The 14818-nt window shown below is 45.6% G+C and carries 20 protein-coding genes; 6 read left to right on the top strand and 14 right to left on the bottom strand.

All coding sequences use genetic code 11. The features are described from left to right. Nucleotides 1-238 precede the first annotated feature (238 nt). The 3 genes from OXH18_RS07425 to OXH18_RS07415 form a co-directional block, all read right to left on the bottom strand. Nucleotides 239-991: a nitroreductase family protein gene (locus OXH18_RS07425; RefSeq protein ID WP_268611852.1), complete on the bottom strand. Its 753-nt coding sequence runs from the start codon at nucleotides 989-991 to the stop codon at nucleotides 239-241. A gap of 154 nt (nucleotides 992-1145) precedes the next feature. Next, the gene (locus OXH18_RS07420; protein WP_268611851.1) at nucleotides 1146-1955 is read right to left on the bottom strand and encodes an SDR family oxidoreductase; all 810 of its coding nucleotides are present in this window, start codon (nucleotides 1953-1955) and stop codon (nucleotides 1146-1148) included. A gap of 165 nt (nucleotides 1956-2120) precedes the next feature. Next, on the bottom strand, nucleotides 2121-2768 hold the full coding sequence (locus OXH18_RS07415) for an HNH endonuclease (protein ID WP_268611850.1): 648 nt from the start codon (nucleotides 2766-2768) through the stop codon (nucleotides 2121-2123). A 273-nt stretch (nucleotides 2769-3041) separates the two neighbouring features. On the opposite strand from OXH18_RS07415, the gene OXH18_RS07410 reads away from it, so the two are divergent. Both OXH18_RS07410 and OXH18_RS07405 read left to right on the top strand, forming a co-directional pair. Beyond that, nucleotides 3042-3287 (top strand): UPF0175 family protein, encoded by a 246-nt coding sequence (locus OXH18_RS07410; RefSeq protein ID WP_268611848.1) that lies wholly within the window; start codon nucleotides 3042-3044, stop codon nucleotides 3285-3287. After that, nucleotides 3284-3781: a DUF3368 domain-containing protein gene (locus OXH18_RS07405; RefSeq protein WP_268611846.1), complete on the top strand. Its 498-nt coding sequence runs from the start codon at nucleotides 3284-3286 to the stop codon at nucleotides 3779-3781. The genes OXH18_RS07410 and OXH18_RS07405 overlap by 4 nt, the downstream gene beginning before the upstream one ends. A 132-nt stretch (nucleotides 3782-3913) precedes the next feature. On the opposite strand, the gene OXH18_RS07400 is transcribed toward OXH18_RS07405, so the two are convergent. Together OXH18_RS07400 and OXH18_RS07395 are read right to left on the bottom strand one after the other, a co-directional pair. After that, nucleotides 3914-4150, bottom strand: coding sequence for a hypothetical protein (locus OXH18_RS07400; RefSeq protein WP_268611845.1), 237 nt, complete (start codon nucleotides 4148-4150; stop codon nucleotides 3914-3916). Beyond that, on the bottom strand, nucleotides 4138-4440 hold the full coding sequence (locus OXH18_RS07395) for a hypothetical protein (protein ID WP_268611843.1): 303 nt from the start codon (nucleotides 4438-4440) through the stop codon (nucleotides 4138-4140). The genes OXH18_RS07400 and OXH18_RS07395 overlap by 13 nt, the downstream gene beginning before the upstream one ends. A gap of 190 nt (nucleotides 4441-4630) precedes the next feature. On the opposite strand from OXH18_RS07395, the gene OXH18_RS07390 reads away from it, so the two are divergent. Then, nucleotides 4631-4798, top strand: a complete 168-nt coding sequence (locus tag OXH18_RS07390) for a hypothetical protein (RefSeq protein ID WP_268611842.1) — start codon at nucleotides 4631-4633, stop codon at nucleotides 4796-4798. A 280-nt stretch (nucleotides 4799-5078) separates the two neighbouring features. After that, nucleotides 5079-6335, top strand: coding sequence for an IS110 family RNA-guided transposase (locus tag OXH18_RS07385; protein ID WP_268608000.1), 1257 nt, complete (start codon nucleotides 5079-5081; stop codon nucleotides 6333-6335). Between the two features lie 212 nt (nucleotides 6336-6547). On the opposite strand, the gene OXH18_RS07380 is transcribed toward OXH18_RS07385, so the two are convergent. The 3 genes from OXH18_RS07380 to OXH18_RS07370 form a co-directional block, all read right to left on the bottom strand. Continuing rightward, nucleotides 6548-6745, bottom strand: a complete 198-nt coding sequence (locus tag OXH18_RS07380) for a hypothetical protein (protein ID WP_002750230.1) — start codon at nucleotides 6743-6745, stop codon at nucleotides 6548-6550. Then, nucleotides 6742-7197 carry a PIN domain-containing protein gene (locus tag OXH18_RS07375; RefSeq protein ID WP_268611839.1) on the bottom strand — a complete coding sequence of 152 codons (456 nt, stop codon included), beginning with the start codon at nucleotides 7195-7197 and terminating at the stop codon, nucleotides 6742-6744. Before OXH18_RS07375 ends, OXH18_RS07380 begins: the two co-directional genes overlap by 4 nt. Before the next feature lie 542 nt (nucleotides 7198-7739). After that, nucleotides 7740-9218: an amidase gene (locus OXH18_RS07370; RefSeq protein WP_268611838.1), complete on the bottom strand. Its 1479-nt coding sequence runs from the start codon at nucleotides 9216-9218 to the stop codon at nucleotides 7740-7742. Between the two features lie 72 nt (nucleotides 9219-9290). Between OXH18_RS07370 and OXH18_RS07365 the strand changes: the two genes are divergently transcribed. Continuing rightward, nucleotides 9291-9926, top strand: a complete 636-nt coding sequence (locus OXH18_RS07365; protein WP_268611837.1) for a TetR/AcrR family transcriptional regulator — start codon at nucleotides 9291-9293, stop codon at nucleotides 9924-9926. A gap of 50 nt (nucleotides 9927-9976) precedes the next feature. On the opposite strand, the gene OXH18_RS07360 is transcribed toward OXH18_RS07365, so the two are convergent. Beyond that, nucleotides 9977-10138, bottom strand: coding sequence for a hypothetical protein (locus OXH18_RS07360; RefSeq protein ID WP_268611835.1), 162 nt, complete (start codon nucleotides 10136-10138; stop codon nucleotides 9977-9979). 44 nt (nucleotides 10139-10182) lie between these two features. On the opposite strand from OXH18_RS07360, the gene OXH18_RS07355 reads away from it, so the two are divergent. Then, nucleotides 10183-11169 (top strand): DNA-methyltransferase, encoded by a 987-nt coding sequence (locus OXH18_RS07355; RefSeq protein ID WP_268611834.1) that lies wholly within the window; start codon nucleotides 10183-10185, stop codon nucleotides 11167-11169. A gap of 6 nt (nucleotides 11170-11175) precedes the next feature. Here OXH18_RS07355 and OXH18_RS07350 read toward each other — a convergent pair whose 3' ends face one another. From OXH18_RS07350 to OXH18_RS07330, 5 genes are all read right to left on the bottom strand, one after another. Beyond that, nucleotides 11176-12021: a helix-turn-helix domain-containing protein gene (locus OXH18_RS07350; protein ID WP_268611833.1), complete on the bottom strand. Its 846-nt coding sequence runs from the start codon at nucleotides 12019-12021 to the stop codon at nucleotides 11176-11178. Between the two features lie 297 nt (nucleotides 12022-12318). Then, nucleotides 12319-13452 carry a DUF3800 domain-containing protein gene (locus OXH18_RS07345; RefSeq protein ID WP_268611832.1) on the bottom strand — a complete coding sequence of 378 codons (1134 nt, stop codon included), beginning with the start codon at nucleotides 13450-13452 and terminating at the stop codon, nucleotides 12319-12321. Between the two features lie 113 nt (nucleotides 13453-13565). Then, on the bottom strand, nucleotides 13566-13826 hold the full coding sequence (locus OXH18_RS07340; protein WP_268611831.1) for a ParE family toxin-like protein: 261 nt from the start codon (nucleotides 13824-13826) through the stop codon (nucleotides 13566-13568). Continuing rightward, the gene (locus OXH18_RS07335) at nucleotides 13826-14026 is read right to left on the bottom strand and encodes a hypothetical protein (protein ID WP_268611830.1); all 201 of its coding nucleotides are present in this window, start codon (nucleotides 14024-14026) and stop codon (nucleotides 13826-13828) included. Before OXH18_RS07335 ends, OXH18_RS07340 begins: the two co-directional genes overlap by 1 nt. 247 nt (nucleotides 14027-14273) lie before the next feature. Further along, a complete protein-coding gene (locus OXH18_RS07330; RefSeq protein ID WP_268611829.1) occupies nucleotides 14274-14810 on the bottom strand; it encodes a nuclear transport factor 2 family protein in 537 nt (178 codons plus the stop codon). Between the last annotated feature and the right edge of the window lie 8 nt (nucleotides 14811-14818).

Here is a 14818-nt window from a genome sequence, read left to right as displayed (position 1 = left end):
CTACACTTTGGTTATACCTCAGTTATACCGGAAGCGCAAGAACCAGTCTACTCAGATACCAGCAGGTAGCCTTTCTGAACATCACCCAACAAACAACGAAGTCAGCTAACGACACAGCTCAGCAGCCGGGAACACCGAGTTACCTACTATCCACGAAACGCCTCCCTGCGACCCCGGTCTGCTGCAGCGCCTGGTTCGGCGGATGTCGCTGACCAGCTGAAGTTGGGCCCTTCCCTCGTCACCACCCATTGTGATGCACCCGCCCGTCCAGCGGCAGGCGAGTTCGCCTCGGGGTGGAGTCGTTGGGATAACCAACTGCAACGACGAGCACCACGAGCTGGTCGGAGGGGATGCCCAACGCCCGCCGGACCCAGCATTCGCGGAAGCCCTCCATCGGGCAGCTAGCCAGGCCCGCGGCCTGAGCCGCGAGCATGAACGCCATCGCCGACAGGCACACCTGCTTCCCCAGCCAGAAACTCTTGTGAGCCGCCTGTACCCCAGGGACGAAAACGAATTGCCCAGCCACCGCCTCGAACGCCGCCTTCCAGAATCGGCTGATCCCGAGCGGCCCCTCGTGAAAGAGCAATGGGACGTTCTTCCGCAGCATCTGCTCGTAGGCCTCGTTGATGGCGCCGGCCTCACGATCCTGTTTCAAGACCCGGTCGAGGTGGTTCTCGGCGACGCGCCGGTCACCGGTGAACACGACGGTCGCGCCGGCCTCCAACACCTGGCGTTGCTCCCCGCACGCAGGGTACAGTTTCGCTTTGGACTCCGGGCTGGTCACGACCACGAAATGAGTCGGCTGGAGGTTAAAGCCGCTCGGGGCCCACCGCGCGGCCTCCAGCAGTTCGTTCAGGAGGTCCGGCGGCACCGGATCGGGGCGGAAGTGGCGTGTCGAGCGGCGGCCGCGAACGAGGTCCAGGAACGACCTGAGGCGGGCACCCCTCTCGCTGGTTGCAGCACCGTGGTTGTCGCTCGCATCTGTCTCCATGTCGCGCCTCCCGCGGGACGAACCTCTCCCGCCGAACGATTGCGTTCAGCGGCAGCGCAAAGACTTTGAACGCTAGACGAAAAGACTCTCAACTGTCCGCTGCAACGTGATTTATGTTAGCTGGCTGGCTACACTGCAATTTTAGGCTGGAACATCAGAAATGAGCAAGGTAGCCACCATCCACTGCTAAAACTTGACCTGTGATGTAAGATGCGGCTGGTGAAGCAAAGAACACAACTGCACCTGCAACTTCTTGTGGATCTCCCCAACGACCGAGCGAAGTTCGTTTTTTCAACCATTCTGCAATGTCTGGATCAGCAACTACTTCAGCATTACTCTCTGTTGCAAAGAACCCTGGAGCAACTGCATTAACCGTAATTCCGAAAGCTCCAAGTTCAGCGGCAAGTGTGCGAGTTAACGCTTCGAGTCCTCCTTTTGCAGTTGTGTAAACAGCATCTCCTGCATCTGCAATTTGCCCCGCGATCGACGTAATGTTGATAATCCTCCCCTCGCCTTTTCCCCTCATGAGCCGAGCGGCTTCTCGTGAAAGATTGAAGGGTGCAATTAAATCAGCATTGATTAGTTGACGGACTGCATCCATCTCAAACTCGAAGAATCCACGACGATCGCGCATTCCTACATTGTTGATGAGAGTATCTAACCCACCGTACTTTTCTCGGATTTCAATAAATGCGTTTTGAACAGCAATCTCGTCTGTGACATCAAAGGGGAGTGGAGAAACTGCACCGCCTATTAATTTGATTACCTTGACTGCTTGATGAAGCCGTTCTGGATCTCGTCCATTCACGATGACGCACGCACCCATCTCGACAAGTAACTTAGCGATTTCTAGCCCAAGTCCTCGCCCTGCTCCCGTCACTAAAGCTACTTTTCCATCTAATGAAAATTTAGATAACGCCACGATGATTTGCTTGCTGCGATCGTTCTCGAAGAACCATGGCATCTCACAGACAAAATCTCACAGACAAATTGACAACTACGCCCCACCCCACCAAACGAAGCCAGCTAACGTTTCCCTTCAGCGGCAGCAAGTAACCTCTCGGACTCAACGAAGGGTCTCGATACGGTCGGCGTGCAACGGGATTGTTAGACCTCTTTGCAATCAACATTATTCAAATGTCATCAATTTATCTTTATCTGCAACCCAAATACTAGATACACCTTTATCAATTGCTTCATTGATGGATTCCTGATTTAGGTCTTCAAAAATCTCAATTCTTTCTGGAATATCATTCTTCTGTGCCTTCTCATTTTTAATAACCCCTAAAGGCATATGGATCTCAGTGAAGTACGGAGCTAGAAAACCCAACAAAAAATGTCGTTGAAGTTCGTACATATCATGATCAAACCCTCCATTTTCATTCCTATGACCATCTATATCAAGAAAGAGAAATCTTTTCTGGTTGGGAGTATTATCCTGAGCGCTTTTGAGCAACCTGTGGATATGCCCAACACTATCGTCAAAACCTTCCTTTTCAAACACTGCATGATAGAGCGCAATTCCTTTTGACCGAAGTACTCCTTCCCAGTTTTTATCTGTTGAAACTTCGCAGAATTTGTCTATGTCGAGTGTTTCTGTAAGGTTTTTGCGTCTCCTCTCAATCAAATCCCACCAATAATCCCTCATCTGCCGAATCGTCTTTCTCTTCTCTGGATTACCTCCGTAAAGATCATGACAGGAAGAACACAAAGGAGCAGCATTATCTAGTTTATCTGCTCCACCCTCTGCTTGAGGAGTGATGTGGTGAATCTCCACAAAGGGCTTATGGCAGAGACAGCATCTGAATGCCGACTTATGTTTCGCGAGCAACTTTGTCTTTTCACTAAAAGCCATAAAACTACGGTTTGAAAAACAATTTCACTACTTGGAGGTCTAACGGCACAGTTTAACGGCGGCAGAACTCTACTATACCAACCGATCGCCCCTTTACCGTCCGCACCAACGCAGTGTTAGCTGGCTCGGGCGGAACACAGACATTTGCTGCCTTAGAAGCATAAAATAGTAGGAGTAGCAGCGAGGAATTTAGCCATGAGCGTTATTGTCCCTGACGAAATTTTAACTGCAACTCGCATGACTGAGGCTGAAATGCGTCAGGAAATTGCTATTATGCTCTTTCAACAGGAAAAGCTTACCCTTGCTCAAGCCAGTCGTTTTGCGGGAATGCACCGTGTTGCCTTTCAGCACCTACTCGCCAGCCGCCATATCCCAGTACATTATGGAGTAGAGGATTTTGAGCAGGATATTCAAAACCTGCGGGAGATGGGCAGATTGTGATTGTCGTCAGTGACACATCACCCATCAACAACCTTGCTGCAATCAATCATCTTCATCTTCTTAATCAACTGTATGGAACGGTTTTTATTCCCGAAGCTGTTTATCGAGAATTAACTGACCCCAATTTTTCTGTTGCAGGTGCGACTGAAGTACAAACCTTTGACTGGATTCAAACTTGTGCTGTTAGCGATTGCACCCTTGTCGAAGCACTGAGTAGTGAACTTGATATTGGAGAAGCAGAAGCGATCGCTCTAGCAGTCGAGATTCAAGCTGATCAAGTTTTAATTGATGAACGCCGAGGTCGGTTAGTTGCTAGCAGGCTGAATCTTCGCTACACAGGTATCTTGGGAATCTTAGTCGAAGCGAAAAGTAAAGGCTTGATTGCTGAGGTGAGACCGCTATTGGATGCGTTGATTAATGAAGCTGGATTTTGGGTTGCAGAACCTTTGTATAACAGCGTTTTACAACTTGTTAACGAGATTAATTTAGCTTGAGCTTTCGGAGAACAGGGAAGCTTTGTGCATGTCCCACAGACGTGATAGAGCCAGCTAACGGTGAAGTGCAGCGGCGGCAGATTACCTTAAACTCAGCACCAGTAACTTTTATCCGTCCGCTGCCACGCAGTGTTAGCTGGCTGGTTGCATCGAACCGACCCGTCCTATCTCAACACTGACAGCATCAAAGCGAGCGTCTCCAGGACGATATGACAGTATTTCTAAACCAATTGGCTCTCCACTCACCCCATCCTTGAACAAAACCACCCCATCTCCAAGTTCTGTCGCAACTTGGCTTCTTCGTGGAACTTGCCAAAATACGCTTAACAGCTCTGTTTCTGGTTCATAAAATACCTTTATTTGAGCCACACTGTTTCCCCCTCTTTAATGGCATCAGTTTGGTAAGCAGTGATTAAGAACCCATCTCCATTTAAGCGTCGTGCTACCGCAACAACCCAACGTTCTTCTCGCCGTACCCGATAAAACAATAATACTCCTGCATCTCGGCTACTGCGTCGAACCTCGTCTGGTGTAGAAAGAGCTAATCGAACAAAATCCTCCAACTCCTCAATATCAGGATGCTTGATGATCAGCCGTTGCCAATACTCCTCAGATGTTCTAACCGTAAATCCAAGCGGTGTAGGAATTTCAAATTTCATGAAACTGCCATAGATGCTTGGTCAACAGCTTATCCAAAGGTTGGCAAGGATACAAGTATTGCTGCTGAATCGGGAAATCCAAACCTGAGCCAGTGATATACGATACCAAGATTCAATTAGTAGGCTTTGGGTACGTCCCAACCCAGAAGCGAAGCCAGCTAACGGTGAAGTGCAGCGGCTGTCAGGGACTATGCCACACCACCAGCTTGAACTAGCAGTCCGCTGCCATGACGTGTTAGCTGGATGCCGCCACCGATCGCCCTCATCCACTCATCCTCTCACCACCCACCGATCGCCTTCCACAATCGCCCCTACCGATCACTTTCTGGGTGCTTTCACACACCATAGTTTGCCTTAAACTACTGTCTCAACAGACCCCCTTCTGGGCGTTTGCGCCTTTATGGGGGGACAGGACTGAAGCAGAGGGTGTAAGCTCAGCCTCAGGACTGGGAGACAGGGTGGGAGACGACCATGCATCGCGTGACACTTGATGTCTACTAACATATCGACTCGCCCCACCCTGTGCTTCTCTCGATAACGAATCCTCAGAGGACGGTGCGACTACACCTGCCATAATCTTTTCGCCTGAGCAGAAGCAGTCCCAGTTGCATCACCAACTGTAGTTCGAGAATAACATCATGAATCAGAACGTGTACGCTGCCTACATCGGGATTGATTGGTCTGACCGCAAACACGACATTTATCTTTACGATTGCACCACAGGTGAAATAGAAGAGTCTGTCATTGGCGCACAACCGGATGCCATTGCTGCTTGGGTCAAGGGATTACGAAAGCGATACGGCAATGCTTTGTTGGCAGTGTGCTTAGAGCAGAAGCGCGGTCCACTGATTTATGCGCTCTGCCAGTACGAAAACTTGGTGCTTTATCCGATCAACCCACGCACCGTTTCCAACTACCGCAAAGCCTTTCAGCCGTCTCGTGCCAAGTCAGACCCAATTGATGCCCGCATCCTGGTCGAACTGCTGCAAAAGCACCAGGACAAACTTCCAGCCTGGCAGCCGGAAAGTGCTCAGATGCGAGCATTAAGGCAGTGGGTTGAATCCAGACGGATGTTGGTCGGTGAGAAGGTCCGTCTGAGCAATCGCAGGATTGCTGCGCTGAAGAATTACTATCCTCAAGTGTTGGATTGGTTTGAGGACAAGGATACTCAGGTATTTTGCGCTTTTGTTGAACGTTACCCCACGCTCAAGGACGCTCAAGCGGCGCCCCCAGAGGAATTAACTCAGTTTTTCCGCTCTCATCAAGTGATTCGTCGTAGTGCCATCACTCGTCGGATTGCACAAATTGCCGCCTCTGGCATTTCCTTAACCGAAGACCCAGGCATTGTCGAACCGATGCAATGGCTCGTGCAAACCTTGATCGGTCAGTTAAAGCCGTTACTCCTACGCTTAACGGAACTGACGCTCAAGATCGATCGTTGTTTCACGGCACTTCCCGATGCAGGTTGGTTTGCAGCCCTTCCTGGTGCTGGAGAACATCTGGCTCCCCGATTACTTGCAGCCTTTGGGGAAGAGCGATCGCGTTTTGACAGTGCCCAGCAGATGATGTGTTACTTTGGCATTGCCCCTGTTAGAGAGAGTAGTGGCAAGAAGAATTGGGTGCATTGGCGATGGAGTTGTCCGATCTTCTTGCGACAGACGTTTGTAGAGTGGGTCAATCAAAGCCGACATCATTGTGCTTGGGCACAAGCCTATTATCGAATGCAGCGAGCCAAGGGCAATTCTCATCCAGCAGCGATGCGGTCGTTAGCGTTCAAGTGGATACGGATTCTGTTTGGTTGTTGGAAGAATCGAGAGCCATATGATGAGGCGAAGTATGTTGCAGCATTACAGCGTAAGGGTTCGCCAATTGTAAAGTTGCTGGGGGCAATTTGAGAAGGAAATTCAGTTTTTATTGGAGATAAAGTAGGAAAGATTAAAGAGGTAGAAAATGCAACAAAAATAGGAACGAATGGTTGATTCTGAAGCATACTATTATGCACATTTTCAGAACCAACCTACAATCGTTTGTCTAAGTTTCAAAAGCCGAGAAGCCAACTGAAAAAGACTCAAAAACTTACTTGACCCCATCCTCCTCAGAGGCTATGTTAGGTGTCTTGCATACGCTTCAAAATCTCATCTAATGTTAAGTCTTTGAATAGACTTTCGCGTTCTTCTGTATAGTTGCCATACCCGGTTGAAAACTGATTTAGAAAACGTACTGTACTTGCAATGCCAATTTCTTTAGATAGCACTTGAATTGCTTGCTGCGTAATTTCGCTCAAGGACTTCGTTTGACTGCTCATTGCGATAGCTCCGTAATCAGTTCAAGAGGAGAAACAACTTTGGTCTGCAAAGTATCAACTTCTTTAGCCCGTCTCAAAAATCTGTCGTCGCATGTACAGAAATAATCTACTTCTGCCTCAACTGAAAAGGCCAAATGCAATGCATCAAGTGGTTTGATACCTGAGTTGACAAACACTTGCGCTCGTTCTTCGATTTGCTTATTTGGTTGAAGAAATAAGTTTGCCTTCGATAACACCTCTAAAACATACGCTTTTCTTGGAGAGGGCGTAATTTGTTCAGCTTCAAACATCAAGGCTTGTGAAGACACTAATTCAAACTGTCCAGCTTCCCATAGTCCAATGACATTGAGAATAGCCTCAGCTTCAACAGCGACTCGAATTTGCGTCTTGGTATCAAGCGGGCGTTGCAAACTGCACATATCAAAATAAATCCTCATAATACAAACTTGCAACACCCCTTTACACCGAAAGTTTTGCCCTACGAATTGCCCTATGTATAGGCTACCAAATTATAGGAATAGCTTGGCAGTCGAAGTACTTCCTAAATCAATCTCCTGGGCATTTGCCTCTGCTCACACCAAAAGACTGAACTCCGCACACTCCAAAGCCCGCATCTACCTCGGTATATGCTTTTACACTCCTTCTCACACCTGATTGACAACTGACACACCACCAAATTTTCCTGATTGGGAATAGTCCCTCTTGCGTTTCTTCTTCTTCTCCAGTCTCTTGAGAAAATTCTTGAATACGATTATTAATCTCTTCCCTTGAGAATTGGGACGATAGCGTGACTGCTCCCGTTTCTGCATCGACAGTAACCGTGTACTGTACTTCTCTTGTGGGCTGAGGTTCCTGACTGTAGCTCATGCTTTACTCCTGGTTGACACCTAACGGTGAAGCTCAACGGCGGCAGACAACCTTCGCACTCCTGGCCAGGATATTTATACCGTCCGTTGCAGCGCAGTGTTGGGCTGTATGGCAACTCACGCTGATTTCAATAGTCCAATGGATTGCGGAAATCGCCAACCACTTTATCGAGTTCTTGAGCGATCGCCAACAATTCCATTTCACGCCACCGTTTACCCACAATTTGCATTCCAATCGGTAATCCAGTTTGAGTTTGTCCAATCGGGATGATCACAGCAGGATGTCCGCTCAAATTAAACGGCATTGTGTAAGCTCCATTGGCAACGGCGTGAGGATAGGCTTTACCATCAATATCAATCGCACTCCACGCAGGACAATGGGTGAACGCCACAGTCGCAGCAACTGGGGTCAGCCAGACATCCCACGGCTCCAGTGCTCTATCAAGTTGAGCCGTCAAGTGATCACGTTCAGTCAATGTCTCGAAATATCCCTTTAAACTAGGATTTAACAGTTCTGGGAGAAGACGACTAAAATCACCTAACTTACGTAGCGACTGATCGCCTTGAGTAGCGGTACGAAAGATTTGAGTTAAACTACGGCGAACGTTGTAGCGGTCTACAGGTTGAGCGTAGATGTTAATGTAGGCTGCCAATCGTCCGTACAGATTCAGGATGTGGGAAAGGTCAAAGTCTTGGGGCAGCCAAGGGTCAATTTGGATATTGGATTGAACCAGTTTTTGCCTCACAGCTTGCATCGCGGCTCGAATTTCAGCGGCAACTGGAACCTCAATCCATTGATCAATCCAAGCGATTTTGAGATTTTGCAAAGACTTACCCGTAGGAATATCCAGCGGCACAGGTGGAACATCGGGGCGACGGTCATCGGCTCCAGCAATCAACGAAAAGCAGAGTCGAAGGTCTTCGAGCGATCGGGCAAAACAGCCCACGGTAATCATTTGTCGAATACAAACTGGCATCCCAGGGACTTCTGGAATTTGTCCTGCTGTAGAAATTCGGCGATCCGTTGGTTTTAACCCATAGACACCGCAGAAATGAGCAGGTTGACGAACCGAACCTGCAATATCATTGCCTAAATCCAAAGGCGATAGTCCAGCAGCAACAGCAGCAGCACTGCCTCCAGAACTTCCCCCTGGAGTATAGTCAAGATTCCAGGGATTATTCACTCTTGGAAAGAGTGAATTGGTGCTTTGGTAATCTCCTGCCAATTCTGCCATGTTGGTTTTGCCCATAATAATTGCTCCTGCTAAGCGCAACCTTGAAACGACGGTTGCATCATGCTGGGGAATGTAATCTTTGAGGGGAATATATCCTGCTGTGGTGCGGAGTCCTGCTGTTTCAAAGATATCCTTGATGGTGACTGGTACTCCATGTAAAGCGCCCCAGATTTCTCCGTTCCCTAAAGCCTCATCTGCTTGCTTGGCTCTGTTACGAGCATTTTCTTCGTCAAGGGTACAGATGGCATTCAGCTTCGAGTTATGCTGAGCGATTTGAGCCAGGTAAGCGTCGAGTACTTCCACTGCCGAGACTTGGCGATCGCGAATCATCTGAGCAAGCTGATGGGCAGGGGTAAAGGTCAGGTTAGCCATGAGAGTCAACCAGGGTATTTCTGATAAAGTTAATTATATTCACTTTTAGTTAATTTAGTTAACTAATGATCTATGGGTCGCCCGCTCAAAGAAAATTCTTTAACACCGCAAGATTTGGTTCAGGCTGCGATCGCTTGCCTCGATCGAGAAGGGGAATCGGCATTGGGTGTCAATCGAGTTGCACGGGAGCTAGGGGTTAAGCCACCTGCCATCTACAAACACTTGGACGGCAACACAGGGTTACGCCGTGCCGTAGCCTTAGAAATCTGGAGCAACTATTTGACGGACTGTCAAAGCCAAATGATCGACATCACGGAACCCCGTACCTTACTCCGTATCGGGGCACAAGCAACCCGCGACTTTGCCCAACGGTATCCTGCTCGTTATGCCGTGATGACGCAATACCAAATGCGACCTACTGATCCAGAGGAAGCGGAAATCATTCAAAACTCTTTACACTTCTTTCAACAATCGCTGCAATTATACAAATTGAGTGAAGATGCTTTGATCGATGTGATGCGGATGGTCAATGCAGCCATCTACGGTTTTATTACCAGAGAACAGCAAGACCTGATGACCCTAAACGGTTTTATTACCAGAGAACAGCAAGACCTGATGACCCTAAACCGTTCGACGGATCAGAGCTACGAAGTCATGCTAGATGCGCTAATTGTTGCAATTGAATACATCCGGCAAAATGACCGCTGAAATCACTACTTGCTAGCAGACAGCTTCAAGGTGTTGTCCTAACCAGCCATTCAATGCAGCCCAACGGTGAAGCTTAACGGCGGCAGACAAACTTGAACTCTCACCGATAACCTCTGTTCCGTCCGTTGCAGCGCAGTGTTGGGCTGCTGGCGGAAAGCGTGAATATGCAGTTGCTTGTAGGGTTGGGTGGAAAAAATATGCTGCATCTTCATTTTAGCCTTATATTTATAGAACGAACTTTCAGTGCGTTTTTATAATGACTCTTCCAAATCCCCTATATATCACAGATTATGGTAAGGCTTATGTCGGTGATTCATTGGAACTCCTAGATCAGCTTGAATCAGACTCAGTTGACTTGGTGCTGACTTCACCACCTTTTGCTCTGCAACGTAAAAAGACTTATGGGAATGTAGACCAAGAGGAGTACGTTGATTGGTTGTTTGAATTTTGTAAGAAAATTTACCGAATCCTTAAGCCTACAGGTAGCTTTGTTCTTGACTTGGGCGGTGCTTATCAAAGTAAGCGCCCAGTACGTTCTCTCTACAACTACAGGGTTTTAATTAGACTTTGCGATGAATTAGAGTTTAGACTTGCAGAAGAATTTTTCTGGTTTAACCCTGCAAAACTACCTTCTCCTATTGAGTGGGTTAATAAACGAAAGATTCGGGCAAAAGATTCCGTAAATACGGTATGGTGGCTTTCAAAAACTGACAATCCTAAAGCAAACGTTAGAAATGTTTTAGTACCTTATTCTGATCGGATGAAGAAGCTACAAGCAGATCCTGAGAAGTATTACAAACCTAAAGAAAGACCTTCAGGTCACGATATTGGTAAGAGTTTTTCTACTGATAATGGAGGTGCTATTCCATCCAACTTATTAGAAATTCCAAATACTGAAAGTAATTCAATTTATATTCAGCTATGTAAGTCTATTTCCGTTTCTCCGCATCCGGCAAGATTTCCTCAAAAACTACCGATGTTCTTTATAAATTTTTTAACCGAACCAGGAGATAAAGTCCTAGATATATTTTCAGGCTCAAATACTACGGGTTTTGTAGCAGAACAATTAGAGAGAAATTGGATAGCTTTTGAAAAGGATCTATCCTACTTAGCCTCCTCTGCCTTTCGTTTCTTAGATAAGTCCCAAACTCCAAATGACACTCTTGCTCTTTATGAGAGGCTTCTTCGTCAGGAAGACTCTATTTATTTAAGGACTACAAAGCAATTAGCCATAACTTTTTGAATTAGGTTACTCAATTGGTAATTTTCCTTGAGTTGGTTGGTTGTCTTGTTTTGGGTAAACCTGCTCACCTTCCTTTTCTATCAGTCCTAGAGGAATTTTAGGATTATTGATAGACTCCATACCTCCTAGTATTCTGGATTCCCAGTAGCCAAACTTAGTTTCAAGCGAACTAGGATCAATTTTATATACGGCTTTTAATAATATCCCTTCATACACAGCAATATACCAAGCTTTTACAGCTCGGTATTTAGCTAAGATATCAAGATTAAGATGGTGATGTGTCGTAACACTTCTACTTAAGAGTTTATTAATCGTTTTTAGTTCATATTCATTGCCTTCTGCATCAACCGCATCATTTCCTTCTCGTCCAGGAGATATACGCAAGCCAAGTAAAATTAATACTTGAAGGACTTTTCCTCCGTTATCTTGGAAAACATCATTGATGCCATATTCATTTGCAAGATTCTGTAGTTCTTGTATAGCCTCAAGTGCAGTCTGCAATCGCTCTAAATCAGAACGCCGTTCCTTCGTCGTATTAACTGGTTCTTCAACAGGTTGAACAAGAGAAGGAGGAACGACTGGAGTTTGTAAATCAGTAATAAAGTTAGTGCTGATTTCAACTTGAGGAGTGACGTTCATCAAATATGGCACTGATACTTTAAGAGCTTCAGCGATATCTAGAATCGTCTCGAAAGATGGAGCACGCTCACCACGCTCTATATAGCTAATATGCTCAACGGATTTATTGATAGACTCTGCAAGTTGCTCTTGTGTAATTCCTCTTTCTTTTCGGAGGGTTTGCACTCTATCGCCAAAAAGCTGCTTGGCTTCCTCATATTTTCCAAAACTCATGCGACTCAAAACGAACTAAAAGTACGTCTCAAATCGTATGAAGAGTGTGAGGCTAGAGGAACGAACTGAAAGTACGTTTTTGTTTGGCTTGGGTAGTTGCTTGCTGTGAGTGTAGTAATCCAGTTAAATGCAGCGCACCACAAATAACCTTAGTTTGTGCTTATTGCCAATTTCAGCCAATACCTTGCTGTACCGTCCCAGCCGGGGTATGAAGCAGCCCAACGTTCCGGTTGAGCGGCTGCAAGTAACTTTTGCAACAACACCAACAGACTTTGCCAGTCCGCTCCAACCGGAACGTTATGCGTGGTTTTTATCTCTGATTTCACGTATTAAATTCATTTTTGTTAACTCTTCATAACTGTCAATCGAATGCAAAAAAGCGATATTTCTGCTATGAGATTTGTTGAGCAGGTCTATAAGTGAATTAATGTTATTCAGTTGCTTATCAGATAATGAATTTAAGTCATCTATTATTTTCTCTGCTGAATTAGTATTGATGTAATTAGCGAGTTTACCTATTAAACCAACAAAAATATCTGAAACTTGAACAAACAAGTTACTTTGTGAATCAACAAAAGAATAATTTTTGATCTCTTTGTTGTCATTAATGATCCTGTGATTGGCAAGGATTTCCGAAATAGCTACTTCATTGTCGAAAATGTGATTTGAATTTTCAAACAAATATATAGGTCTTAAATAAAATTGCGAAAAGTCCTCTATCAGAATATAGTTCTCTTCATCCATCACGAGCGGAAGTGAATCTTTTTTCCCTGCCTGTTTGAGTATTTGCCTAAGGGATTCCAATCCAAAATGGAATTCTGCTGTATCGATATATTCGTCAAATATTGAAGTTAATTTTTCAATGAATTCTAAAACTGCTTCTTTTTTAAGGTTCGGATACTCGGAGTTATAAAATAATTCGATTACCGATTCAATTTCGAGCTTCGCAAGTTTGTACAGGTCATTCTTGAGATAATTTGAGAAATCTAGTCCCAATTGCATTGCTACTTCTGAGTTCGCAATTGCAGAATCAACAATATCGACAATAGACCAGTAAAGGATGTTTAGACTTGAATAATGGATGTACAAATCACTGTCTAGGAGGTATGTTAAGAAGCAATTCAGTTCTTCAGATTTCAAACAGTCAAGAAAGTTACCCTTAGCAATATGCTTAAGTTTTACTTCTTTAATATTATTTTGTAAGTTAAACCCATCAAATAAGGATTTGATCTTGGGTTGTGTTCCTTCATAAACCAAACCACCTAAAACAAAGTTTGAATTAAAAGAGGAATTAAAGTCTACTTCTCTTACATAGAATTTCCTAATATTATTTGTTTCGTCGTAATAAAAAGTAAAAGAACTATCAAAGTCTGCTGTCGGTGCAAGCATCTTTGTCATTTTTCTAATATCGCTAATTTCAAAGTTTATCATTTTCCGTCTCCTTTCATATTACGCATACAGATAAACGTGAATGGGAGCAGGAAACTTTAAACGAAGCAAAAAATACTTCGGGCTGACCGTTGCATTTGAATGGGTATGCCATGCTATAACTTGCCAATCAACTTGTCATATTCCGCATGTGTTCCAATCCAAAACCAGGAAATACCATTCTCGACTTCAACACCCAAAGCTCGATAACTTAATCCCGCTCGAACTGACCAATACTTCTTGCCCAACTTCTTGAAATGTAAGGATGGATGAGATGGGTCAACTTTGAGCAACTCGTAACACTCATCCGCCGTTCGTTGAACACTTTCAGGTAATTCGTTGTAGTATTGCCAAAACTTCCGGGTTGTATAGTGCATCAAATTTCTCGGCAATGACCCGCTTCAAACTCAGCGATCGCTTCCTGAGCAAATGCCTCTAATTTACCGTCCTCAATATCTTGCTCTATCTGTTTATCCCAGCGTTCGTAGTCTAAATCAAGAAACCACAGCCTTAACTGCTCAAACTCAGTGGATGACAATGAAAGAATCGCTGCTTCAATTTGCTCAAGGTCTGACATAGCTAGTTGTACCTCTCTGCCCTTAGGAAAATTATAACTTCACCGGAAAGGGAAGGGTGCTTCTACGTTTTTGCTATCCAGCCTTTCTCTGAATACCCTTTGAGCACAAACAGATAAGCTTACGGCTGCACCCCAACCGAGGACTAAACGCATAACGGTCGCGCTCACCGGACGCAGACAACTTTTGCAACTCAACCGACTATATTTGTACGTTCCGGTGCAGCGCGGTTGTTAGCCCTCTTGCACTTCACGCGAATGGTCGTTGACCATCCTCCCAGGTCCAAACCATTTTCATTCTGCTCACCAACCACTGACTATTCTGACGCACAAGTTCATGACTATAGTAACCGCCCAGTGTCCAAGGGTCTTTGGTGGAATCAAGGGGAATGTGATGTGCCTGAAATTGGGAGACACAAGTTCCTGTGTCTCCATTGATTGTGATGGAGTGGCTACCAAGCAGATGTTGCGTCGTTTTGAACGTAGTTTCAAAAACCGATTTCCAACGCTCTACAAGGGCATCAGCCGCGATCGCTTCGGGTTGTCCGCCTGCTAATGAGGTGTAGTCAACGTTTACCTGTTCAGTGAAACAATCCCGTACTGCTTCCCAGTCCCGTAGGTCTGACATGATAGCAATGCGGTTCACTACGTTTGTGATTTCTATGCCGTCCATTGGCTTTTCTCCTGAAGATATCTGATTTTGAGCAAGTGAAGAAGTTGCTGCGGCAAGCAATCCGGCAATACCAGCAGTACTTACAATTAGAAGGCGACGACGATTCAATGCCATACGCTTTA

The organism is Thermocoleostomius sinensis A174 (genome assembly GCF_026802175.1).
In the GTDB taxonomy this organism is placed as follows: domain Bacteria; phylum Cyanobacteriota; class Cyanobacteriia; order Elainellales; family Elainellaceae; genus Thermocoleostomius; species Thermocoleostomius sinensis.
This window is presented reverse-complemented; position numbering and strand designations above follow the sequence as displayed.